Annotated in this window: 24 protein-coding genes; 16 read left to right on the plus strand and 8 right to left on the minus strand. The window is 45.5% G+C overall.

Annotation, left to right across the window (positions count from 1 at the left end):
- The first annotated feature begins 44 nt into the window (after window positions 1–44).
- A complete protein-coding gene (locus tag FEM33_RS01915; RefSeq protein ID WP_139010428.1) occupies window positions 45–494 on the plus strand; it encodes a type I restriction enzyme HsdR N-terminal domain-containing protein in 450 nt (149 codons plus the stop codon).
- A gap of 82 nt (window positions 495–576) precedes the next feature.
- Here the strand turns inward: FEM33_RS01915 and FEM33_RS01920 are convergent, their stop codons facing one another.
- Together FEM33_RS01920 and FEM33_RS01925 are read right to left on the minus strand one after the other, a co-directional pair.
- Window positions 577–1,188, minus strand: coding sequence for a YceI family protein (locus FEM33_RS01920; RefSeq protein WP_139010429.1), 612 nt, complete (start codon window positions 1,186–1,188; stop codon window positions 577–579).
- A 49-nt stretch (window positions 1,189–1,237) separates the two neighbouring features.
- The gene (locus FEM33_RS01925; protein WP_139010430.1) at window positions 1,238–1,699 is read right to left on the minus strand and encodes a MarR family winged helix-turn-helix transcriptional regulator; all 462 of its coding nucleotides are present in this window, start codon (window positions 1,697–1,699) and stop codon (window positions 1,238–1,240) included.
- Window positions 1,700–1,961: 262 nt separating this feature from the next.
- Between FEM33_RS01925 and FEM33_RS01930 the strand changes: the two genes are divergently transcribed.
- The 3 genes from FEM33_RS01930 (at window position 1,962) to FEM33_RS01940 (ending at window position 5,174) form a co-directional block, all read left to right on the plus strand.
- On the plus strand, window positions 1,962–2,537 hold the full coding sequence (locus FEM33_RS01930) for a Maf family nucleotide pyrophosphatase (RefSeq protein WP_139010431.1): 576 nt from the start codon (window positions 1,962–1,964) through the stop codon (window positions 2,535–2,537).
- A gap of 36 nt (window positions 2,538–2,573) precedes the next feature.
- Window positions 2,574–4,091, plus strand: coding sequence for an alpha-amylase family glycosyl hydrolase (locus tag FEM33_RS01935; protein ID WP_139010432.1), 1,518 nt, complete (start codon window positions 2,574–2,576; stop codon window positions 4,089–4,091).
- A gap of 72 nt (window positions 4,092–4,163) precedes the next feature.
- Entirely contained in the window at window positions 4,164–5,174 is a 1,011-nt protein-coding gene (locus tag FEM33_RS01940; RefSeq protein WP_139010476.1) for an SMP-30/gluconolactonase/LRE family protein, read from the plus strand.
- Window positions 5,175–5,182: 8 nt separating this feature from the next.
- Here FEM33_RS01940 and FEM33_RS01945 read toward each other — a convergent pair whose 3' ends face one another.
- Both FEM33_RS01945 and FEM33_RS01950 read right to left on the minus strand, forming a co-directional pair.
- Window positions 5,183–5,716, minus strand: coding sequence for a hypothetical protein (locus tag FEM33_RS01945; RefSeq protein ID WP_229214040.1), 534 nt, complete (start codon window positions 5,714–5,716; stop codon window positions 5,183–5,185).
- 11 nt (window positions 5,717–5,727) lie between these two features.
- Entirely contained in the window at window positions 5,728–6,246 is a 519-nt protein-coding gene (locus FEM33_RS01950) for a hypothetical protein (RefSeq protein ID WP_139010434.1), read from the minus strand.
- Window positions 6,247–6,448: 202 nt separating this feature from the next.
- On the opposite strand from FEM33_RS01950, the gene FEM33_RS01955 reads away from it, so the two are divergent.
- Entirely contained in the window at window positions 6,449–6,952 is a 504-nt protein-coding gene (locus FEM33_RS01955) for a GtrA family protein (protein ID WP_139010435.1), read from the plus strand.
- Window positions 6,953–6,956: 4 nt separating this feature from the next.
- Here the strand turns inward: FEM33_RS01955 and FEM33_RS01960 are convergent, their stop codons facing one another.
- The 4 genes from FEM33_RS01960 to FEM33_RS01975 all read right to left on the minus strand — a co-directional run bounded on the left by FEM33_RS01960 (window position 6,957) and on the right by FEM33_RS01975 (window position 10,629).
- Complete coding sequence (locus tag FEM33_RS01960) at window positions 6,957–8,141, minus strand: acetyl-CoA C-acyltransferase (protein WP_139010436.1); 1,185 nt, start codon at window positions 8,139–8,141, stop codon at window positions 6,957–6,959.
- A 225-nt stretch (window positions 8,142–8,366) separates the two neighbouring features.
- Window positions 8,367–8,618 (minus strand): DUF6814 family protein, encoded by a 252-nt coding sequence (locus FEM33_RS01965; RefSeq protein WP_139010437.1) that lies wholly within the window; start codon window positions 8,616–8,618, stop codon window positions 8,367–8,369.
- Window positions 8,619–8,669: 51 nt separating this feature from the next.
- Entirely contained in the window at window positions 8,670–10,205 is a 1,536-nt protein-coding gene (locus tag FEM33_RS01970) for an MFS transporter (RefSeq protein ID WP_139010438.1), read from the minus strand.
- Window positions 10,206–10,344: 139 nt separating this feature from the next.
- Window positions 10,345–10,629, minus strand: coding sequence for a hypothetical protein (locus tag FEM33_RS01975; RefSeq protein WP_139010439.1), 285 nt, complete (start codon window positions 10,627–10,629; stop codon window positions 10,345–10,347).
- A 347-nt stretch (window positions 10,630–10,976) separates the two neighbouring features.
- Here FEM33_RS01975 and FEM33_RS01980 point away from each other — a divergent pair, with 347 nt between their 5' ends.
- The 11 genes from FEM33_RS01980 to FEM33_RS02030 all read left to right on the plus strand — a co-directional run bounded on the left by FEM33_RS01980 (window position 10,977) and on the right by FEM33_RS02030 (window position 22,426).
- On the plus strand, window positions 10,977–11,690 hold the full coding sequence (locus FEM33_RS01980) for a carbohydrate-binding family 9-like protein (protein WP_229214041.1): 714 nt from the start codon (window positions 10,977–10,979) through the stop codon (window positions 11,688–11,690).
- A gap of 49 nt (window positions 11,691–11,739) precedes the next feature.
- Entirely contained in the window at window positions 11,740–12,846 is a 1,107-nt protein-coding gene (locus FEM33_RS01985; RefSeq protein WP_229214042.1) for a lactonase family protein, read from the plus strand.
- 271 nt (window positions 12,847–13,117) lie between these two features.
- Window positions 13,118–14,338: an aminotransferase class V-fold PLP-dependent enzyme gene (locus FEM33_RS01990; RefSeq protein ID WP_139010441.1), complete on the plus strand. Its 1,221-nt coding sequence runs from the start codon at window positions 13,118–13,120 to the stop codon at window positions 14,336–14,338.
- A gap of 41 nt (window positions 14,339–14,379) precedes the next feature.
- A complete protein-coding gene (locus tag FEM33_RS01995; protein ID WP_139010442.1) occupies window positions 14,380–15,630 on the plus strand; it encodes an amidohydrolase/deacetylase family metallohydrolase in 1,251 nt (416 codons plus the stop codon).
- Between the two features lie 281 nt (window positions 15,631–15,911).
- On the plus strand, window positions 15,912–17,654 hold the full coding sequence (locus tag FEM33_RS02000) for a PQQ-dependent sugar dehydrogenase (protein ID WP_139010443.1): 1,743 nt from the start codon (window positions 15,912–15,914) through the stop codon (window positions 17,652–17,654).
- A 118-nt stretch (window positions 17,655–17,772) separates the two neighbouring features.
- Complete coding sequence (locus FEM33_RS02005) at window positions 17,773–18,207, plus strand: c-type cytochrome (RefSeq protein WP_139010444.1); 435 nt, start codon at window positions 17,773–17,775, stop codon at window positions 18,205–18,207.
- Window positions 18,208–18,229: 22 nt separating this feature from the next.
- Entirely contained in the window at window positions 18,230–19,711 is a 1,482-nt protein-coding gene (locus tag FEM33_RS02010) for a PQQ-dependent sugar dehydrogenase (RefSeq protein WP_139010445.1), read from the plus strand.
- 37 nt (window positions 19,712–19,748) lie between these two features.
- Window positions 19,749–20,207, plus strand: a complete 459-nt coding sequence (locus FEM33_RS02015; protein WP_138279665.1) for a RidA family protein — start codon at window positions 19,749–19,751, stop codon at window positions 20,205–20,207.
- Window positions 20,208–20,659: 452 nt separating this feature from the next.
- Window positions 20,660–20,908, plus strand: a complete 249-nt coding sequence (locus FEM33_RS02020) for a hypothetical protein (protein ID WP_139010446.1) — start codon at window positions 20,660–20,662, stop codon at window positions 20,906–20,908.
- Window positions 20,909–21,089: 181 nt separating this feature from the next.
- On the plus strand, window positions 21,090–21,491 hold the full coding sequence (locus tag FEM33_RS02025; RefSeq protein WP_201747684.1) for a VOC family protein: 402 nt from the start codon (window positions 21,090–21,092) through the stop codon (window positions 21,489–21,491).
- A gap of 314 nt (window positions 21,492–21,805) precedes the next feature.
- The gene (locus FEM33_RS02030) at window positions 21,806–22,426 is read left to right on the plus strand and encodes an RNA polymerase sigma factor (protein ID WP_139010448.1); all 621 of its coding nucleotides are present in this window, start codon (window positions 21,806–21,808) and stop codon (window positions 22,424–22,426) included.
- The last annotated feature ends 51 nt before the right edge of the window (window positions 22,427–22,477 follow it).

Genomic DNA, 22,477 nt, shown 5'->3' on the forward strand with positions numbered 1-22,477 from the left:
GTCCTGTTAATTGGCAGCCTTTGCCGGGATGTGTATCTTCGCGTATGGAACCTTTAAATCTTCCTTCCTTTGCTTACAAAGTTAAGCAGGTTAGCGGGAAACCGTATATTTTCGATATTATACGCCGGAAATTCGTTTCCCTTACACCGGAGGAATGGGTCCGGCAGCATTTTATTCATTTGCTGATCACGCATTATGGTTATCCCAAATCCCTTTTTGCGGTAGAAACCGGATTGAAGTACAATTCTCTTGCCAAACGCACGGATATTGTCATTTTATCCGTCGATTCGCTGCCTTTTCTGCTCGTGGAATGCAAGGCGCCGTCTGTTCCGGTGAATGAAGCGGTTCTTGCGCAGATCGGAAGGTATCATTTTACTTTGCAGCCCCGTTTCCTTGCAGTTACAAACGGGATTGATCATTACTGTTTCAAAATCGTAAACGGGCAAATCCATTATCTCGACGACTTTCCCAAATACCGTGCATATAACCCCTGAAACAAGAATGCCTGCCTGAAAAACAGGCAGGCATTGACTTTAACCACAGCTGATTCAATCAGCAGTTTCAAACCGCTGCATATTATTTGTTCGCAACCAGTTTCACATCAATCGTGAAATCGTCGTGGATCATTTTATCACCAAGGTTTTCAAAAAACGATTTGGAGTTATACTTGATGTCATATTTGGAACGGTCAACAACCAGCTTGCCTGTTGCTTCCGCACCTGAAGGCGTATTTTTTACAGTAACAGGAAAAGAAACAGGTTTGGTAATTCCCTTAATCGTAAGATCACCCGTTACATCGTAAACGCCTGTTGCTTTCGGAGTTGCCTTTGTTACCACAAATGTTGCATTCGGATGCTTTTCAACGGAGAAAAAATCATCTGACTTAAGATGGCCGATCAGTTTGTCATTGTATTCCTTGTCGGTAAGATCCGTACAGGTAATGCTTGTCAGGTCCGCAGTGAACTTTCCGCCGGTCAGTTTGGCGCCGTCCATCACGATGGTTCCTTCTTTCAGGGCGATTTTACCCGTGTGTTCGCCGGTTACTTTTTTTCCGGTCCATGTCAGTTCGCTTTTGGAAGGGTTTACTTTCAGATTGGTTACTTTTTTACCATTGTCTTCTGCTGAAACGGAAGCGGAAACAAACAATGCAACGGCTAAAGAGGCTACGAAAAACTTAACTGATTTCATTGAACTTTTCATTTTGATTTGACTTGTTTAATTAACTGTATAATTGAGTTTACTGATTATCTGATTCCCTGAGCTTGTCCAGCAATGCGCTGATGCGTTCGGCGTCTTCGGGCGAAATGATATTGAAGCGGTTTTCCCATTCTTCCACAAAGGGATCCAGTTTTTCCAATAGTTCCAGACCTTCTTTCGTAATTACCACATCCACCGCACGCCGGTCATTCGGGCATGATTTACGTTCTGCAAGGTTTTTCGCAAGCAGTTTATCCACAAGCCTCGAAGTATTCGAATTTTTATCGAGCATGCGCTCGGTTATTTCGCTTACTTTGATCGGTACGGATTTCTGCCCACGCAGAATCCGGAGCACATTATACTGCTGGGATGTAATATCGTAATCCTTGAATATTTCAAGCTGCTTGTATTCCAGCCAGTTGGTTGTATAAACAAGGTTCAGCGCCAGCCTTTGATACGGACTCCGAAATTTTTTTTGTTTTATATCGGTTTCAATAGACATAATCATTTGTCAAATGTATTAAATATGTAGATACATTTAATGTATAAACATCTATTTATTTGATAATAGTTCCGGCAACATCAAAAAAACAGGATTTTTATGTTCAGAATTTTCGACAGCAATGAATCTTTATCCTTTTACAGAGTCATCTGACCGAAATCCGTTGCGTCTTTCAATGCTTTTAATTGACCCCTGAAAAATACTTACTCGCCCGAAAGCTGAAAGTCAGTCGGCGCTTGTTTAAACAAAAACTTTAACCTTCATGATTGCTTTACAGAAGCCGCTTGTACTTGCCTCCCATTCACCGCGAAGGAAACAGTTGCTGACAGACGCCGGATTTGATTTTTCGGTAGAAGTGCTGCCGACTAATGAAACTTTCCCGGCACATTTGCCCGCAGCAGAAGTTGCTGCTTATATTTCGCATGAAAAAGCGGTAATGTTCAGAGGATTAAAGCCCGGTTCCATCGTACTGACAGCTGACACCGTGGTGATTGCCGATAATCAGATTCTTGCAAAGCCTTCGGATTTCAGCGATGCCGTGCGGATGCTCGAATTGCTGTCGGGCAAGAGCCATACGGTTGTCACAGCGGTCAGTATGTTGTGCGGCGAAGAAATCCGGACGGTTTCCGATGCTGCAAAGGTTTATTTCAGAAAGCTGGAATATTCGGAAATAAGCTATTATATTGAAAATTACAAGCCGTTCGACAAAGCCGGTGCATATGGCATTCAGGAATGGATCGGTATGACGGGCATTGAAAAAATTGAAGGTTCTTTTTATACGATCATGGGGCTCCCGGTTCATATTGTTTACCGTTTGCTGAAACCTTATTTCGGATAGCACACTTATACGATTAAATAATTCTCCACACTACACATGAGCGCTGACCAGTCCAGATATATTCCCAGAATCTGCTATGAAATTTTCGTTCGCTCCTTTTGCGATTCCAATGGAGACGGCATCGGCGACCTGAACGGGATTACTTCCAGGCTGGATTATCTTGCCGATTTGGGCATTGAGGCCCTATGGCTCACACCGATTCATCCTTCGCCGACTTACCATAAATACGACGTTATTGATTACTACGCCATTGAACCGGAATTTGGCACAATGGACGATTTCAGGAGGCTGCTCGCGGAAGCGCATGCCAGAAACATACACATTTTTCTCGACCTGATTATAAACCATACCAGTACGTTGCATCCTTGGTTTACGGAAGCCCGCAAAGGTTCGGAAAACGCATACCGTCCGTTTTACTGGTGGATGTCGCCTGCGCAGATTGAAGCACTCGGCATTTCTGAACGGGAAACTTCCGACGATTCGCAGGTTGTATATCCTTGGCACGAAAATCCGCAGGACACGGAGAAATATTACGGACTGTTTTTCAAAGGCATGCCGGACCTTAATTATCATTCGGAACAGCTGCGCGGTGAAATTGAAAAAATCGTACGCTTCTGGCTGACGGAAATCGGTGTGGACGGTTTCAGGCTGGATGCAGCCCGGCATATATATCCGGAATGGGAAAAGGAACAGACGCTCGATTTCTGGAAATTTTTCTCCGGAGTGGTTCAGAAGGCAAAACCCGATGCCTTTACCGTTGCCGAGGTCTGGGCTGAAAATGAAGAAGTGGCACCTTATTATAAGTATCTGGACGCTACTTTCCATTTTGACCTGAGTTTTATGCTGCAGCGGATCGTAATTCAGGAAAGAGACGAGTTGCTGATCGAACAACTGCTGGAAAGCTATGCGCTTTTTGCCAGATACAATCCGCTGTTTATCGATGCCATTATGCTGACCAATCATGATCAGGACCGCATCGGCAGCGTTGTAGGCAATAATAAAAACAAGATAAAACTGGCTGCAAGTATCCTGCTTACGCTGCCCGGACAGCCTTACATTTATTACGGAGAAGAAATCGGGATGCTGGGCACGAAGCCCGACCCGTATATCCGCGAACCATTTTTATGGACAGAGTGCAATGAGAACAATGAAAATACAACATGGATAAATGCAACGTTTACAACTACCAGAACGGTTTCCCCCCTTTCTGTTCAATCAGCTGACCCCGAATCTGTTTTCAGTCATTACCGTAAGCTGATCCGGCTGCGGAAGACGGAGCCTGCACTTGCCCAGATCCTGGCTCCGAACCTGCACCGCGTATGCCTGCACGATGACCAGCTACTGGCGTATTTCCGTCCGCATGTTGACAAGTCGCTTCTGATTATCCATAACCTGTGCAGTTCGCCTAAAAAACTTGTGCTTCCCAACGACAAAGCGGATTTTCTGAATGTTGTTTTTTCGACGGACCCTGTTCATTCCGGAAAGCTCAGCACCATGCAGCTGGCTCCTTTTTCCAGTCTGATCCTTTCCTTATTTCCGAAATTGCAGGGATAATACGGCTGTCAGCAGTAAGTTATGCAGTATGTTCGGCTTTAATCCTAAATCCCGTTTAACCTGAACAAAATGATGAAATCCGGAATTTCTTTGATCTTTCTTCTTTTCGTGCTTGTATATCCCGCCTCTGCGCAGAAATCCTATCCGACCATGGGCAAGATTATTTATGAAGACCCGGCATTTAAAAAACTGCTTCCGGAAGATTCGAAAGTGGAAGTAATTGCCTCGGGTTTTCAATGGTGCGAAGGACCGGTTTGGGTGAAAGACAGCAGTTTTCTGCTTTTTTCGGATGTACCTGAAAATAAGGTATTCAAATGGAATGAAAAGAAAGGCCTTTCCGTTTTCCTTGAACCTTCGGGCTACACCGGACGCGGATATTACAGCGATGAACCCGGCAGCAACGGCCTGATCATCGACAACAAAGGCCGCCTGGTTTCCTGCGAACACGGCGACCGCAGAATTTCGGCCATGCCGCTGAACGCAGGCGGAAAAGTGACGCTTGCCGATCATTTCCAGGGTAAAAGATTTAACAGCCCGAATGATATTGTACAACATGCCAACGGTAGTTTTTACTTCACCGATCCTCCTTACGGCATGAATAAAAAACAGGATGATCCTACCCGTGAAATCCCGCAGTTCGGCGTTTACCGCATTGATCCGGACGGGAAAATTACGCAGCAGATTTCCGATCTGAGCAGACCAAACGGCATTGCATTTTCTCCGGACGGCAAAACGATGTATATCGCTCAGTCTGACCCTGAAAAAGCGATATGGATGGCTTATCCGGTCGCTGAAACCGGAAATGTCGGTAAAGGGAAAATTTTGTACGATGCCACATCTTTGAGCAAATCGGGCATAGCCGGTTTGCCGGATGGCTTGAAAGTGGATAAAGACGGAAATATCTGGTCGTCAGGCCCGGGCGGATTATTCGTGATCAGTCCGGCCGGCAAACTGCTTGGAAGAATCGTTTTGAATGAACTTACTTCCAACTGCGCATGGGGAAATGACGGCTCTATGCTTTATATGACCGTGGACGGTTACCTGTGCCGCATCAAAACCGGCACCAAAGGTGCCGGCTGGTAAAATCAATTTTACTTGTCCGCTACTTTCCTGACCGTTCTCAATGTATTTTCGACATCTCTTTTGACGATCGGCCAGTTTGTTTTGCCCTCGCGGTAAATACGGGTATATGCCTTGTAAAGCGTAATCTGATCCGCACTGATTTGGTCGAGTTCGGTGGATATGGTTTCTTTCTGCGTCTGATCCGCCGTTTTGTACTCGTTCAGCAGCACATTCCAGCGTCTTTCCAGCACGTCGAGTTCGTAAATAATCACTTCGCCTACTTTGTCCATATCCTCGTACTGAACAAGGAGCTGGGCATTGCTGCCGGTACCTCCGCCGGAACCTGCACGGATGCTTAAATCGTCCGCTGTAACTCTGTCATAATCCCTTCTGTAAGCACTGCGGCTGGCAGCATCTTCCCTGCGGTTAATTCTGTCCCTTTCGGCCCGGCTGTACCGATCGCCGGAATAAGTTCCGTGCCTCCGGTCATAGTTCCGCTGCAATGTTTCGGAACAGGAAACTCCCGTTACAAAAAGGATGATACAATAAACTAGATTTTTCAAGATTTCCCGTTTTAAAAGTTATGTCTGAGGCCTACGCTCAGGTTTGGATTGAAGTAAAATATCTTCGGGATCAGTTCTGCATAGCCGCCGCCTTCCACAAAGAAAGAAGCCGGTCTGGTTCCGAAGAAAAATTCGATCCCGACAGTTCCCGACGGCCCTGTTGAAATGTTGGTGGTATGAACCGATTTTACGTCCCGGTTGGGATAGTAGCGCCGCGAATTCACCTGAACCCCGACACCCGCATAGGTCGTGATTCTTTCATTGAGCAAGGGCACATACCACAGATAAGTACCATTGAACATGACACCCACTCCGCCCAGTAAATCATTGCTGACTTTGTAATTATCCTTGCCTTTAAACAGACCGATATAAGTACCGACACTTAAATCCAGTGCATTTCGGTCGCCGTATTTTCGCACACTGACTGCAATGGGCTCGCCTACTTCAAAACCGACAGCCCACCGCTGGACCTGCGCATTTGCCGAAATTACAGAAAGGAAGAATGAAGCGCTGAGAATAAATTTTTTCATAACAGAATACTATGGCCAGAGAAAATCTGTTTTGGCCGTGAAAGAAATAACTATTGCGGGTACAACAAAAATAGTGCCATCGTATATTCATCCGTGAAATACGCCCTGTTGATCAAACTAATGCGACTTTATTGTTTCAGGAGCAATTTCTTTCTAATATTGGGGCCAGTTAAAGTCCGATTTTTTACTAAATATCACACCGGTGGCCCCAATAAAGAAGAAAAGTATTTTCAATGCCAAAGATTTAATAGCGTATTTTCTTGTTGCAGGCACAGGTGCAGTTATCCAATTGGTTTCCAGCAGTTTAATTCAGGATTGGTTTGATATTTCATGGAGCGCATCCATTGTTCCGTCTTATATGGTCGGATTTGTGGTGGGTTTTATCCTCACCAAACTGTTTGCTTTCGACGCCAGAAAAAGCAATCAGACGCGCCGTGAAATGATCAAATTCTTTATGGTTGCATTGGTTTCGCTGGCTGTAACGCAAATATTTACCGTTGGCTCTTTCAAGCTTGCTACCGAAGTACTGGGATTTGAGATTTACAAGTTAAAACTGCCGTTTTCCAGAAAGGAAGTCAACGTCACTGAAATGGGTTCGTACCTCACCGGAATGGGTTTCAGCTTTGTTAGCAATTACATACTTCACAAAACATTTACCTTCAAAAGCACAGGATTTTACAACCGGCTTAAAGTTCTTATCAGCTGATCGCTTACAGCTTTTCCACAATAACCGCGGAAGCACCGCCGCCGCCGTTGCAAATCGTTGCCAGTCCGTATCTGCCGTTGTTTTGTTCCAGAACGGAAAGCAGCGTTGTTAAAATACGTGCACCGGAAGCGCCCAGCGGATGTCCCAGTGAAACGGCCCCGCCAAATACGTTTACCTTGTTAATGTCCAGTCCGAGGATCTTGATATAAGCCAGTGCAACTGCCGAAAACGCTTCATTTACTTCAAAATAATCAATTTCCTCCAGCGACAAGCCGGCTTTTTTAAGTACTTTCTGGGTAGCCAGGACCGGTGTAGTTGTAAACCATGCGGGGTCCTGTTCTGCATCTGCATAGGCTACAATGCGGGCAACCGGGTTGATGCCGGATTCCTCAAGCGTTGCTTTTCCGCTCAGTACAATGGCTGCCGCGCCGTCGTTGATGGTGGAAGCATTGGCCGCGGTAACCGTTCCGTCTTTTGAAAATGCCGGTTTTAACGAAGCGATTTTCTCAAATTTCACACGCCTGAATTCTTCATCTTCCGCTACGAGTGCCGGCTCGCCGCCTTTTGGCGAAGGTACTTCAACAGCAACAATCTCTCCGGAAAAATATCCTTTTCCGGTGGATTCTGCGCTTAATGTATAGGAACGGATGGCATATTCGTCCTGTTCCTCGCGTGAAAGTGAATACCTGGAAGCGGTACGGTCGCCGCAGATGCCCATACCGATCTGGTCGTAAACGTCTGTAAGGCCGTCTTTCAAAAGCCCGTCCACAATTTCTCCGTTTCCGTATCCGTACCCGTTTCTGGCTTTTGGCAGGTAATAAGGAATCTGCGACATGCTTTCCATGCCGCCTGCAACGATCAGTTCCGAATCGCCAAGCTGAATAGACTGGGCACCCATTGTCACAGCCTTCATTCCAGAGGCACAAACTTTATTGACAGTCGTACAGATCACTGATGCGGGCAAACCGGCATAAATTGCTGCCTGTCTTGCCGGGGCCTGGCCCATATTGGCTGAAATGACATTGCCCATCAAAACTTCCTCCACACGTTCCGGATCTGCACCGGATTTTGAAAGCGCATGCCGGATGGCGGTCGCACCGAGCTTTGCCGCATGAACCGATGCCAGACTGCCACCAAAACTGCCGATCGGGGTACGTACGGCGGATAATATAAAAACCTCTTCTTTCATGATTAAATTATTTGTCAGGTTGCCGGGGAATATAAAAACCATACCTGTAACTGGCAATTGACCGGTTTTCATATGCAAGAAAAAAGTTTTTTACATCCGTGCAAGCGGACCTTTTCACCAGAACAGCCGGATCAATGATCCGGCTGTTCCTTTTCCGAGGGCCGTACGGACCCTGTTCTATTGTCTTTTTTGAAAACTGGAAAATATTTCCGGTACAGCGCATTTTTACAGATCCGCCGAACTTTCCGGCAAATGCTCGTACTCGCCTTTCCACGCATAATAACCGAAAATAACAAGCCCGGCACAAATCGGGATAAAAATCAGGATGATAATAGACCATTGCAAAGTTGTATTTGTACGCGCTACACCTTCTGCAGAAGCGGCGATTTTATCCATTGCCTGCATTAACAGAAAGGCAATAATCACAGGGCCCAGCAGCATCCACAATATTCCGAGCAACTTTTTTAATCCATTCATTTTTTTAGTATTTTAAAATAATTATCAGAATTCCGAAAGGTTCTCTTTTACTTAGTCCATTACATTTTTGTCCCCTTTGTTATCAATATAAACCGCACCGATCACGAATGAAAGTGCTGCAATTCCGATCGGGTACCAAAGTCCGGAAAGTGGCGTGGAACCACTGAATGAAGCAACGAGCGTCGCAATAAAAGGTACAAGTCCGCCAAAAACACCGTTTCCGATATGATACGGCAGTGACATGGAAGTATAGCGGATCTGCGTCGGGAACAATTCTACAAGAAAGGCAGCAATGGGGCCATAAACCATCGTAACGAGCAAAACCTGGAAGAAAACGAGTACAATAATGGTAATATATGTACTTCGCGGAAGCGTTACGTCTTTGATAATCGTTTGCGGTTCGGGCATAGGCGCCAGTACATCGTCCGGAATGATGATTACGTTGGACTCCTTGAATGTCATTCCGCTTTGAAGCGTTTTGAAGGAAGTTGTGGTGATTATGGAATCCTTGGTGTCTTTCACAAGGCCCCTTTCCACTATCGGCGCGGTTGCACTTTTCAGTTCGGTTTTTTCAAATTCCTTTACGTTTGTGGCATCTATAAAATACTGGTATATCGGTCTGTAAAACACAACACCCAGCAACATGCCCGCAAGCATGATCCATTTTCTTCCGACCTTGTCGCTCCATGTCCCGAATACGACAAAGAACGGCGTTGCAAAAAGTATCGCCCAAAGCAGGATATAGCGCGACTCATTGAAATCCAGCCTGCAGGTATTTTCAAGAAATGACTGCGCGTAAAACTGTCCGGTGTACCAGATTACGCCCTGCCCCATTGTTGCACCGAACAAGGCCAAAAGCACCATTTTGAAATTCGCCTTTTTCTGAAAACTTTCCTTTAACGGATTCGAAGAAATTTTCCCTTCTGCTTTCAGCTTGGAGAAAACCGGCGACTCATGCATTTTCATCCGGATGTAAACCGAAACGCCAACAAGCAGAATGGACAACAGGAAAGGAATCCGCCAGCCCCAGTCAGCAAACTTGTCTGCACCGATGATGTTTTTGGTAAGTACAATAACGCCCAGCGACAGGAACAATCCGAGTGTGGCCGTGGTTTGTATCCAGCTTGTAAAAAATCCTCTTCTGCCTACAGGTGCATGTTCGGCCACGTAAGTAGCAGCGCCGCCATATTCCCCGCCCAGCGCAAGTCCCTGCACCAGCCGCAGGATCAATACCAGAATGGGCGCCGCATACCCGATGCTTGAATAAGACGGGATCAGTCCGATCAGGAAAGTGGAGCCGCCCATTAAAACCAGTGTCAGTAAAAAAGTATATTTCCTGCCGATCAGATCACCAAGGCGTCCGAAAACCAGTGCACCGAACGGCCGCACGATAAACCCTGCTGCAAAAATGGCCAGCGTGTTGATCAATGCGGAAGCGCCGGCATCGCTCGGGAAAAGCTGCTGGCCTATGATGACTGCAAGGCTGCCGAAAATATAGAAGTCATACCATTCTATTAATGTACCGAGTGAAGAGGCAGCAATTACCTGTGTAATGCTTTGTGTAACATTTTTGTCTGTCGAATGCATTGGTTTAGAAATGGTGAGAAACGAAACATTTAGCTCAATAAGGCGGAAGTGCGGTTTCATTACTCATTGCAAACAAAAAAGCTCCCGTTCGTAAACGGGAGCTTTCTGCTAGTCAGTTATATTTTATCGGCTGATCGGATTACAACAGATCGTCATCGTCGTCGTCGTCATCCAAGTCGATAATTTCATCTCCGTCTACAATAACGGGTTCCTCATCAATGAAATCATCATCGTCATCATCATCAACCGTCGTATCATCAATGTCTACATCATCTTCATCGTCGTCATCATCTCCAACCAGATCCGGGTCTTCTGCTACCGGACGTTGCGTCTGTGTGTTTGACGGATAATCGGGAAATACAGGTGCTTCTAAAATTGGCTTGCTGGTATCAAGTATTGCAGGCTCTCCTCTTTCGCGTATCATGACATTTATAGTTAAATGGTTATAGAATATCTATTTGTTTTAATTTGTTAAATAATCATTCCACAACATGCATTTATATCCGCAAAAAACGCCGTATCCATACAATGAAGGCACATTGTCATTTGGTTATGTGTAAAAACCTGATGAAATTGCTTTAAAATCATTGCTTCGCTTTCCGGAGAAATGGCCTGAATAACGGCTCGGCAGAATACAATGCGTAATTCCATCTACACCTTTAAACCCACAAACCCGACTGTCCGCGCAGGACAATGTTAAAAGATCGTTACCTTTTCTATTTTCCTAAACCCCATTTCTAACCGATGCAGCAAAAGTTTGTACTTCTGTTTATGCTGATGTCCCTTGTAACGGCGCAAAGCCATTTACATGCCGGCACTGCAGATTCTTCCCTTGTCATTAAAAAGACTTCCGACTTCAAAGTAAACGGAGAAGGAAATGCGCCGAACTGGGCCGCAGCGCAATGGTTTGATATCACCGTTCAGAAAGGCCCCAGACAGCCGGCACCCGGAAAGCAATTTTCCACACAGGTCAAAATCCTGTATTCTGAAAAGGGAATGTACTTCCTCTTCAACTGTACGGACCGGAGGCTGACGGCCACCATTACTGAAGATTTTGGCGCATTGTATGAAGAAGACGTCGTGGAAGTCTTTCTGTGGCCGGATACTTCGGTCCCCATTTATCTTGAATACGAACTTTCTCCGCTGGATTACGAACTTCCGATCCTTGTTCCCAATATAAACGGAAGAGCGCAGGGTTGGAAACCATGGAACTACAACGAACGCAACCAAGTACAGCATGCAACCAGCGTACAGGGCGGCCAGAAAAAAAGCATGGCATCCGTAGAAGGCTGGAAAGCTGAATTTTTCATTCCCTTTGCACTCATGAACCCGATTGCGCCGCCCACCGCGCCAAAATCCGGCACCAGATGGAAAGGCAACTTTTACCGCATTGATTACGACAGTGAAACAACTTACTATTCATGGCAAAAAACAGGCGGCAGTTTCCACGAATTCAAGAAATTCGGCACGCTTATCTTTGAATAAACCCCATATACTTTTCACAAACAGCATTTTACATCTCACAAAACCCGATATGAAACAAACCATTCTGACGTTCATTTGTCTACTTTCAGCAGCCATGACTTTTGCACAAAAAAACGGATCAAAGGAAATTCTTTACGTGGGCACCTACACGCAAAAAGGCGAAGGCATTTATGTTTACGAGTTTGACCGCAAAAATCTTTCCTACAAGGAATTACAGGTCCTGACCAGCAAAAACAGTCCTTCGTTCCTGGAATTTCATCCGAACAGAAAATACCTTTATTCAGCCAATGAAGGCAACAATACGGTATCGTCTTACGCCATTGATGCCGCAAGCGGAAAGCTCAAAAGCCTGAACGCCATGCCATCGCTCGGCAAAGGTCCGTGCCACGTGAGCGTAGACCCGAAAGGCAGGTTTTTATACATTTCCAATTACGGAAGCGGTCAGCTCGGCGTGTATCTGCTCAACAAGGACGGCAGCATCGGCGCAGCAGCCGACTCCATTCAGGATAAAGGCGGGCCGTCCCAGAAACCGCACATGCATTCGGTAATTCCTTCTGCCGACGGCAAATACATCTATGCGTCAGACCTTGGAATCGACAGGATCATGGTTTATTCTGTTCATCCGGAAACCGGGAAACTTACGCCGGCTGCTGTTCCGTATGCCGAGGTAAAATCCGGAGACGGGCCCCGTCATTTCGCCATTCACCCTAACGGAAATTTCGGTTATTCGGCGTGCGAACTGGCCTCGGTTGTCAATTCCTTTCAGATCGTTAAAAATTCCGGCGCTCTCGTTCCGATGGAAAGGGTAAGTATGCTGCCTTCCGACTTCACGGGTAAAAGCTACGCCGCCGATATTCATTTTTCTCCCGACGGAAAGTATCTGTATGCGTCCAATCGCGGCGACGAAAGTCTGGCGATGTATGCAGTGGATGCTGCAACGGGGAAACTGACCGTAGCAGGCCATATGTCCACACATGGAAAGCACCCGCGCAATTTTCTGGTTGATCAGAAAGGAGAATTCGTTATTGTCACCAACAGGGATAACGACAATGCCGTCTTTTTTACAAGAAATGCCGCGGACGGAAAACTTACCTATTCAGGCAAGGAAATCAGCATTCCAACTCCGGTTTGTGTAAAACAGCTTTTCCTGGATTGATTGCCTGATTGTAATGGTTAAAGGGCTGAAACAAAGTACTGACGCTTCCGGCAGAGTAAATTTTACAGGAATTTGCATTTAACGATAATAACATCAGAATAAAAAAGCATCAGGATTCATGCATGCCAAACATTATTCTCATATTTATAATAATTAAAAAAAATTATTATACAAAGAAGAGTATTCCTGCATATAATCTGCATCCTTATGCTGTAAAACGATTGTTGTTAATCCCAAGAACCTTTATCACCTTATTTCGTCCTTTACCATTATGATAAACCGCAGAGATTTAATCAAGCATTTATCCACTTTTCCGCTGATCGGCGGATTTCTGGGACAAAGCAGTTTTGATACCGCCGGCCTGATCGCCAAGGGCCCTGCCAGAAACATTGCAAAAGAACTCGGCATCCGTACTTTTATCAATGCAGCGGGTACCTACACGTTCATGACCGGCTCGCTGATGCAGGACGAAGTTGTGGAAACCATTCAGGGTGCGTCCAAGGATTTTATGATTCTGGATGAAGTACAGACCAAAGTAGGCGAAAAAATTGCTTCCATTTGTCACTCGGAAGCAGCCGTTGTCACAGCCGGCTGTTTCTCAGCGCTGACGCTCGGACTTGCCGGCGTCCTGACCGGAATGGACCAGAAAAAAGTCGAAGCGCTGCCGCATCTGGAAGGCACCGGAATGAAATCGGAAGTAATTATCCAGAAAGGCCATAACATCGGCTATTCGCATGCACTTACCAATACAGGTTGTAAAATCGTTCAGGTGGAAACGCTGGAAGAACTGGAAAAGGCAATTAATGAAAAAACGGCCATGCTCTGGTTCCTGAACATTCAGGCGGACCTGGGCCAGATCAAGCATGAAAAGTGGGTGGAAATCGGCAAAAAGAACGGCATCCCGACCATGATCGACATGGCCGCCGACGTTCCGCCTGTTGAAAATCTCTGGAAATTCAACGACATGGGCTTTGATCTGGTTTGCGTTTCGGGTGGAAAAGCCATGCGCGGTCCGCAAAGCGCAGGCATCCTGATGGGTAGAAAACACTTGATCGAAGCAGCAAGACTGAGCATGCCGCCGCGCGGATCCACAATCGGCCGCGGCATGAAAGTAAACAAGGAAGAAATCCTCGGCATGTACGTTGCGCTGGACAACTTTGTGAAAATGGATCATAAAAAGGAATGGAAAATGTGGGAAGACCGCATTTCGCACATCAGCAACGCGGCCAAAAGCGTAGCCGGCGTAAGCACGGAAGTGACCGTTCCCGAACTCGGAAATCACACGCCTACCCTGAGAGTTTCATGGGACTCGGCGAAAGTCAGTCTGCCGGTAAAAGTTCTTCAGGAAAACCTGCGCAAGGGAAATCCGTCGATTGAAATCATGCCTGCGGAAAACAATTCACTGACCATTACCGCCTGGATGCTGAAATCAGGTGAAGAGAAAATCGTGGCGTCCCGGCTGAAAGAAGAACTATCCAAAGCCGTTGTCTGAAACGCAGTAGTACCTTAATGCTATTCCTAAGCCCTTTAAAAATGAAATACAGATTCCTGATTGTTTTTTACCTGCTGTGCATTCAAAGTGCGGCTACATTTGCCCAGACTTACAGCATCCTCATCAAAGGCGGTACCGTCATCGACCCGAAAAATAATCTTAACCAGATTATGGATGTGGGCATATACGAAGGGAAAATAAAGAAAATTGCCAAAGATATCAATCCGTCGGAAGCCCGGCAGGTTGTGGATGCCAAAGGCATGTACGTTACACCGGGATTGATTGATATTCACGGCCATGTGTTTTTTGGAACCGAGCCGAACCATTATCTGAGTAACGGTCTGGTTGCGGTGCCGCCGGACGGATTTACGTTCCGGGTAGGCGTTACAACGATTGTGGATGCGGGCGGGGCCGGCTGGGAATCTTTTTCGGAATTTAAAAACAACGTCATTTTCAATTCCAAAACACGTGTCTTATCTTTTCTGAATATTGTCGGCGAAGGCATGCGCGGCGGAAATTACGAGCAGGACACCAGCGATATGGACCCGAACCTTGCCGCTGCGGTTGCGATCAAAAACAGGAATGATATTGTCGGTTTCAAAGTGGCACATTTTATCGGAAACGACTGGAAACCCGTTGACAATGCCGTTAAAGCCGGAACGCTGGCCAACATGCCGGTAATGATCGATTTCGGAGGAAGCACGCCTCCGCTACCACTGGAAGACCTGTTCATGAAACACCTTCGCAAAGGCGATATTTTCACTCATGCCTATACCTTGCTGGAAGGCAATGTAAGGGAAACTATCGTGGATGAAGCCACGCAGAAAGTGAAACCGTTTGTGCTGGAAGCGCGCAAGAAAGGCATTGTGTTTGATGTAGGTTACGGTGGTGCCAGCTTTAATTATTCGCAGGCAATTCCGGCTGTCAAAGCTGGTTTTTACCCTGAAACCATCAGTACCGACCTGCATACGGGAAGCATGAACGGCTCCATGAAAGATATGCTCAGCATTATGTCCAAGTTTTATGCAATGGGCATGGACCTGCCTGCTGTCATCAAGGCAAGCACGTGGACACCAGCCAAAGTGATCAAGCGTGAAAACCTTGGCCACATTTCGGAAAATGCCATTGCCGATGTTGCTGTTTTTTCAATGCGAAAAGGTAACTTCGGATTCTATGACAAAACCGGCTATAAAATGGAAGGCAAGGAAAAACTTGAATGCGAAATGACCATCATGGGCGGCAAAATCGTATACGACCTGAACGGCATTGCAAAACCGATATATCTGAAGTGAGTGTTAGATGTGAGATGTGAGATGTAAAATGTGAAATGTAAAATGTGAAATGTAAAATGTGAAATGTAAAATGTGAAATGTGAGATGTAGCTTTTAGCAATTAAAATAATGCAGGTAATTGATATGAAGAGCCAAAAGCTAAACGCAAAAATATCATCTCACATTTCACAAAAAACATTTCACTTTTCACAAAAAACATCTCACTTTTCACAAAAAACATCTCACATTTCACCAAAAACATCTCACTCAAAAACCCTTTCCTAAACCCTTAAACTTTACTCATGTTCACCAAACGTTTAAAGCTGTCCGCCTCGCTGCTGCTGTTGTTTGCATTGGGGTTTACGCAGCATTCTGATCAGGAAAACCTGCCTGTTAATACAAAAAATGGCGGGTTGTTTTTGCCGGAAGGTTTTGAAGCAACCGTTGTTGTGGACAGCCTGCCCGGAAGAGCCAGACATCTGGCCATCAACGATAACGGCGACATCTATGTAAAAGCACGCTTTGCCGACAAAGGCGAATCGGTGATTGCCTTGCGTGATACCAATCAGGACGGACGTGCCGATATCATCAAAAGGTTTGGCGGCGCTGCAAAGGAACGAGCTTACGGAACCGCCATGCGGATTTACAAAGGCTACCTTTATTTCAGCTCCGAACTGGTCGTTTACCGTTACAAACTGACACCCGGAAAGCTGGTTCCCGAAAGTGAAGAAGAAGTAATCCTGACGGATGATCATCCGCACGGCATGCACGAGCACATTGCAAAGCCGCTTACATTCGATGACAAAGGTTTTATGTATGTGCCTTTCGGTGCCAATTCCAATGCATGCCAGGAAGAAAACCGTACGCCGGGCTCAGTCGGGATGGACCCCTGCCCGATTCTGGAAGATCATGGCGGAATATGGCGCTTTGACGCAAACAAAACAGGTCAGCACCAGAAAGACGGTCTTAAGTTTGCAACCGGACTGAGAAGCGTTGTTGCGCTTGACTGGAATTTTGCAGACAACAACCTGTATGCCGTTCAGCATGGCCGTGATGATCTGCTTCGTCTCTGGCCGCAGCTATTTTCGGGCTGGCAAAGTGCGTTGCTGCCGTCGGAAGAGTTTTTAAGGATAAAGGAAGGCACGCATGCAGGCTGGCCTTATTGCTATTATGATCAGATGCAGGGCAAAAAAGTGCTTAACCCGGAATACGGCGGTGACGGAAAAGAAGTGGGCCGTTGCGATCAGTACGAAAAGCCGCTGATCGGATTTCCGGGTCACTGGGCACCCAACGACATTTTATTTTATCAGGGAAACCAGTTTCCCGAACATTATAAAAACGGATCTTTCATTGCATTTCACGGATCGACAAACCGCGCTCCATATCCGCAGTCGAGTTATTTCATAGGTTTTGTTCCATTCAAAAACGGTCAGCCTTCGGGTGAGTACGAGGTTTTTGCGGATGGCTTTGCCGGCGTTGACCCGATTGTCAATACAAGCGATGCCGTTTATAGGCCAATGGGCATCGCCATGGGTCCGGACGGCGCCATTTACATTGCTGAAACCGAAAAAGGTAAAATCTGGAAAGTAACGTATAAAGGCAGCAAGAAGAAATTCACAAAAGCTTCCCTTGCCAAAATGGAAAAAAGAAAATCCATGTCCCATATCCGCACGCCGGACATTGTAAACGACAATTTGGATAAAGACAAACCCGTAGCCGGCGGAAAAGTATACAGTGTGTATTGCGTTGCCTGCCATCAGCGGAATGGCCTCGGCGATTCACAGCGCTTTCCTCCGCTGGCCGGCTCGGAATGGGTAACAGGTGACAAGGAACGGCTGATTAAAGTGCTGCTGAACGGCCTTGAAGGTCCGATTGAAGTAAAAGGACAATCTTACAACAACGTCATGCCGCAGCACAGCTTTTTAAAAGACGACGAAATTGCAGAAGTTTTAACGCATATCAGGACCAACTTCGGTAACAATGCCGGTGAAGTAAGCACCGAAGATGTATCGAAAGTAAGAGCCTCGATTGACAACCTGAAATAAAGTTGTTCTCCTTCCTTCCCCGTTAAGTTGGATATTACTCTCCGGCAAATTGAGTGTTCCTTTAAGGGGATGGAGGGAGAATGGCAAAAGTAGCAAAAAACAATTTTTTAAAACATTAATGCAAAAAAATAAATATATAGCCGCCAGCCTGTTTTTATTTTCCGGTATAGTCCTTGCCGGGTTTTCACCGGAAAAAGTAAACAGCTTCAGTCAGGAAAGCCAGGATCGCTGGGTTGCGCCGGCATGGGCAGATACGCTCAAAAGCCCGTATCACGAAGAACCGCTGACGCTGGCCCAGGGTGAAGAACTGTTTACTTTATATTGCGCATCATGTCATGGAGATGAAGGTTACGGCGACGGCGCTGCCGGCGGTGCGCTCGGCCAGAAGCCAGCAAATTTTCACGACACGCTGATCAAAAAGCAAAGTGACGGTGCCCTTTTCTGGAAATTGTCCAACGGAAGAGGCAACATGCCGCCTTTCAAAGATGTATTTACAGCCGAACAAAGATGGCAGCTTGTAGCATACATACGCCATTTAGGTAAAAACGAGTAAATCCTGAACCCTGAATTATACCATGTTCACATTCCGATGCATTTTCAAACCCGGCCTGGCTGCCTTGCTTGTTGCCGGCATCGCATTTCATGCTTCCGCACAAACCAAGGAACAGGGCACGGCAACGCCGAAGTCGCTTCGTGACGATATTACGATCGAACACTACATGAAAGTAGAACCCGAGGCGGTACGGATTATACGCCATCCGGTTACAGGTGAAATTTATTACACCACATTTTTCGGGGATGTGCTTAAAATCGTCGTTGTAAACGGCCAGCCTGAAAGCAAAAAACTGCTTTCTGCCGAAGATCATGGCATTATCCGACTGCAGGGCGCTGCTTTCAAGGGAAATACACTTTTTCTGGCGGGTAATATCAACGTCAACAACAATAAAGGAAACAAAGGCCGCATGGTCCGCTATGAAATGAAAAGCGGCGTGGAAAAGCCCGAAATGACTGTGGTTTTCAATACGGTTGAATACGGTGCTAACAAAACGACTTTTGACCATGGCTGGAATGCGCTGGAAATCAGTCCGGACGGGAAATACATTTATGTAAATACCGGCGCACGCACGGATCACGGCGAAGTTCAGGATAACGGCGGCGAATACCCGAATGCAAGAGACAATGCTTTGACTGCCAAAATTTTCCGTTTTCCGATTGATTCCAAAGATCTTTTGCTATCCGCAGATGAAGCCAAGCTCAAAGCCGACGGATACATTTACGCAGAGGGAATCCGCAACGCATATGATATGGCGTTTGATCCGAAAGGAAATCTGTTTGCCGTTTCAAATTCAGGCGATTACGATCATCCCGAAGATATGTTTTGGGTAAGACAGGGACATCATTACGGTTTTCCGTGGATTATGGGCGGCATCGAAAATCCACAGCAGTATCCCGACTTCCAGCCCGATCCTGAAAAAGATCCTTTTCTGAGCAAATTTGCTTTTGCATGGCTGATGAAGTACTTTCACAACGATCCGGAATTCCCTAAAAGACCGGCTAACGTTCAGTTTACACCTGCTGTACAGAATCTGGGCCCGGATGCAAACGAGTACCGCGACAGAAAAACAGGTGTTGTCATGGACGGCGATACAACCGGCGTAACGGTCGGAACTTTCAATGCACATTCCTCGCCGCTTGCGCTGTTCTTTGACAATGAAAATGCACTCGGGAAAGATCTGGCCGGCGACGGATTTGTAATCCGCTACACCGGCGGGCCAAGAAACGGCGTAACCAATCCGAGTCCGCTGAGAAGGCAAGGCCGGGATTTGCTGGATCTGGATCTTGTTTATGACAAAGCAACCGACAATTACAAGGTAAAAACAACGCGCTTGATCGAAGGATTTACCGCTCCTACTGACGCGCTTCTGGTTGGAAACATTTTGTACATTATTGAATATGGCGGAAAACAGGGCGGTAACAAGGCCGGCGGCAGCATCTGGAAAGTAACTTTGCCGGCAAATGACAAACTGGCAAAAAGAAGCAAGAAAAAAAGATCATAATTAAATAGCATTAAACAACCTTATTAAAATATCCATTATGAAGTCTGAAAGAAGATCCATTCTAAAAAAATTATTCGCTTCTGTTGCAGGTGTGGCAGGACTTGGCGTTGCTTCAAAAGCGAAAGCGGATGTTGCTCCTGAAAAGGAAGTCGGCGATGTGGTCATGTATCAGGACGTTCCCTTGTTTTCCGGTCATACCAAGTTCAACAACATGGTTTTTATAGCCGGAAAAGGTGCGCATTTTGAAGGGGACATTACAGCACATACCAAGCATGTACTGGACGAACTGGAAAAAGAATTGATCAAAGCAGGTTCTTCCATGGAAAAAGTATTGAAATGCAGTGTTTTCCTTCACGACCTGAACGATTACAAAGCCATGAACGAAGCCTATAAAGGCCGTTTCGGAAACAAGCCACCATGCCGTACAACCGTTGCCGTTTACGGCGGCGTTCCGGGCGATTCACTTGTGGAAATCGACTGCATTGCCTATATCTAGAAAATTCGAAAGTATATCTAATTAGCAAAAGAGCCGGCCGGACTTTACAGACCGGCTGGCTCTTTTGTTTGTATTTGTTCGCAGAACTTAAAAGTTGGTGAATGCAAATTCAATGCATTTTACAGAAGATTATGATTTCATTGTATAAGGAAAATCGAACAGGCGCCTTAAAACAAAAAATTAATTTCCCCTAAAAACAATCATATATACCTTTCGAAAGAACATTTTAACCGTTAATTCATTGTAACGTAAAGTATTGAAATTTCCATTTCACTCATTTGCATTCCTCGGCAGAACTACCGAATATCGCACTCCTTTAAAACATAATTTATATGAAAAATCTTGCAAGAAATGCCCTGTTATGGTGCGGGTGTGGTGAAAGTCCCCCGGATGCTCATTATGTGCATAAGGACACCTAAGACAGGGTTTATTTTTAATCCTTTAAACATAAAATGAAAACACACACAAATTTATCTGAATCTCAGGATTCAAGATTACTTGCCTATGGATTGGAAGTAAAAGAACTACTTTCCATGACCAACACTGAAACTTGGACAAATGAACTCTGGACGATGTTCAGTGGATACATGCTGGCTCAAAATGAATTAGGTTACAGTCCAAGCATAAGTAAAACCTTTTTCACTTTCAGAGATTTACTACTCTTTTTCGAAAAAGTTGAAATAATAAGAAACGAAAAGTAATTTTCTAACAAAAAAGCACCTGAATATACAAAGAGGTGCTTTTTTGTTAAATAATAATTGTCACAAAGCCCCCCTTTCCTTGTCGCGATCTCACCCGCACGATTTAGCCGCCGGCATTTACCTTTGTCCTATTCAGATTATTTGGAAATCACCTGTTTTTAAATCTTAAACCATGGAAAAAATGGATTTGAATCCTTACCTTATGTTTGACGGGAACTGCCGCGAAGCGCTAGAATTTTATCATACCATTTTCGGCGGTGAACTGAACCTGATGACTTACGGCGACATGGACGGAAGCTGTCCTGCCGGCATGCGTGATCATGTGATGCACGGAACATTGATGGGCGGCGAAATCGAGTTTATGGCTGGCGATGCACCCGAAGGAATGCCGCTGGGTGCAGGCAAAATCAATCTGTCGCTCAGCGGGTTTGATGAACCTTCCCTGCGCAGCAAATATGAGGCATTAAGTGAAAATGGCACCATTGTCGTACCGCTCGACCGCCAGATGTGGGGCGATTTTTTTGGTGCTTTTCAGGATAAGTTCGGAATAGACTGGATGGTTAATATCAGAACTTCGCAGTAAAAACAGCATTGTTGTCAGACTGAAAGAAACAGGCAATTCAAAACGTAAAATATCGTGTGTTTTATATTTCCGATGCATGCGGCTTTCTCTCAGTCTGATATTTTTTTATGGATTTTCAAACGGTAAATTCCTTTCTGCAGCAACGGCCTTAGAATGCCCTAACCGGGCCGGTCAAAATATTTTCACATATTCCAATTTATATTTGGGTTAATTGAATTTAACCAAGATATTATTTCCCCTTTAAAATTAAAGTTGAGCTTAAATTTCTTTATTAGGCATTTTTGAAGTTACTTTGTTGCCTGACCCAATTTGATTTGAACAAGAGACAACGCATCGCTGAAGAGAACGAACTTCTTTTAAATCTCTGGCACCAATCCCAGGCCGGCGACAGTCTTGCATTTTGTCAGCTGGCCGACAAGCAATACCGCACGTTGTTCAATTACGCCACCAGCTTTACCTCAGACCGGGAATTTATCAAAGATTCCATTCAGGAACTGATGATCCATATCTGGGAAAAAAGGCAGAGTATTCACATCCAGTTTGTCACCATTTATTTTCTGAAAGCCTTGCGAAACCAGCTTTTTCAGGAATTCCGCCGTCATCATCCTGCCGTAGCGCAGCTGGACGTAGGTGAAGTTGATCAGATTTCCGATTATCAGACGGTAGAAACCGAGATTGAAAGGAATGAGCTTTTCAATGAAAACAAGGCGAAAGTAAGAACTGCACTGGAAGAACTTCCGCGTCGTCAGAAAGAAGCCATATTCCTGAAATATTACGAAGGAATGGATAACGAGCAAATCGCCGATCTCATGCAGGTTAACCGCCAGTCGGTTGCCAATCTGCTGTTTAAAGGAATTGCCTGCCTGAAATCACAGATAAAAGTCGTTGGAGCGGTTATCTATATTCTTATAATTTCTGCAATAGCTCATTATTGATCATATAAAAGACTGATCATACTGACCAGCCTTTTACGACATTTTGAACTA

The organism is Dyadobacter flavalbus (assembly GCF_006149045.1).
Classification (GTDB): Bacteria; Bacteroidota; Bacteroidia; order Cytophagales; family Spirosomataceae; genus Dyadobacter; species Dyadobacter flavalbus.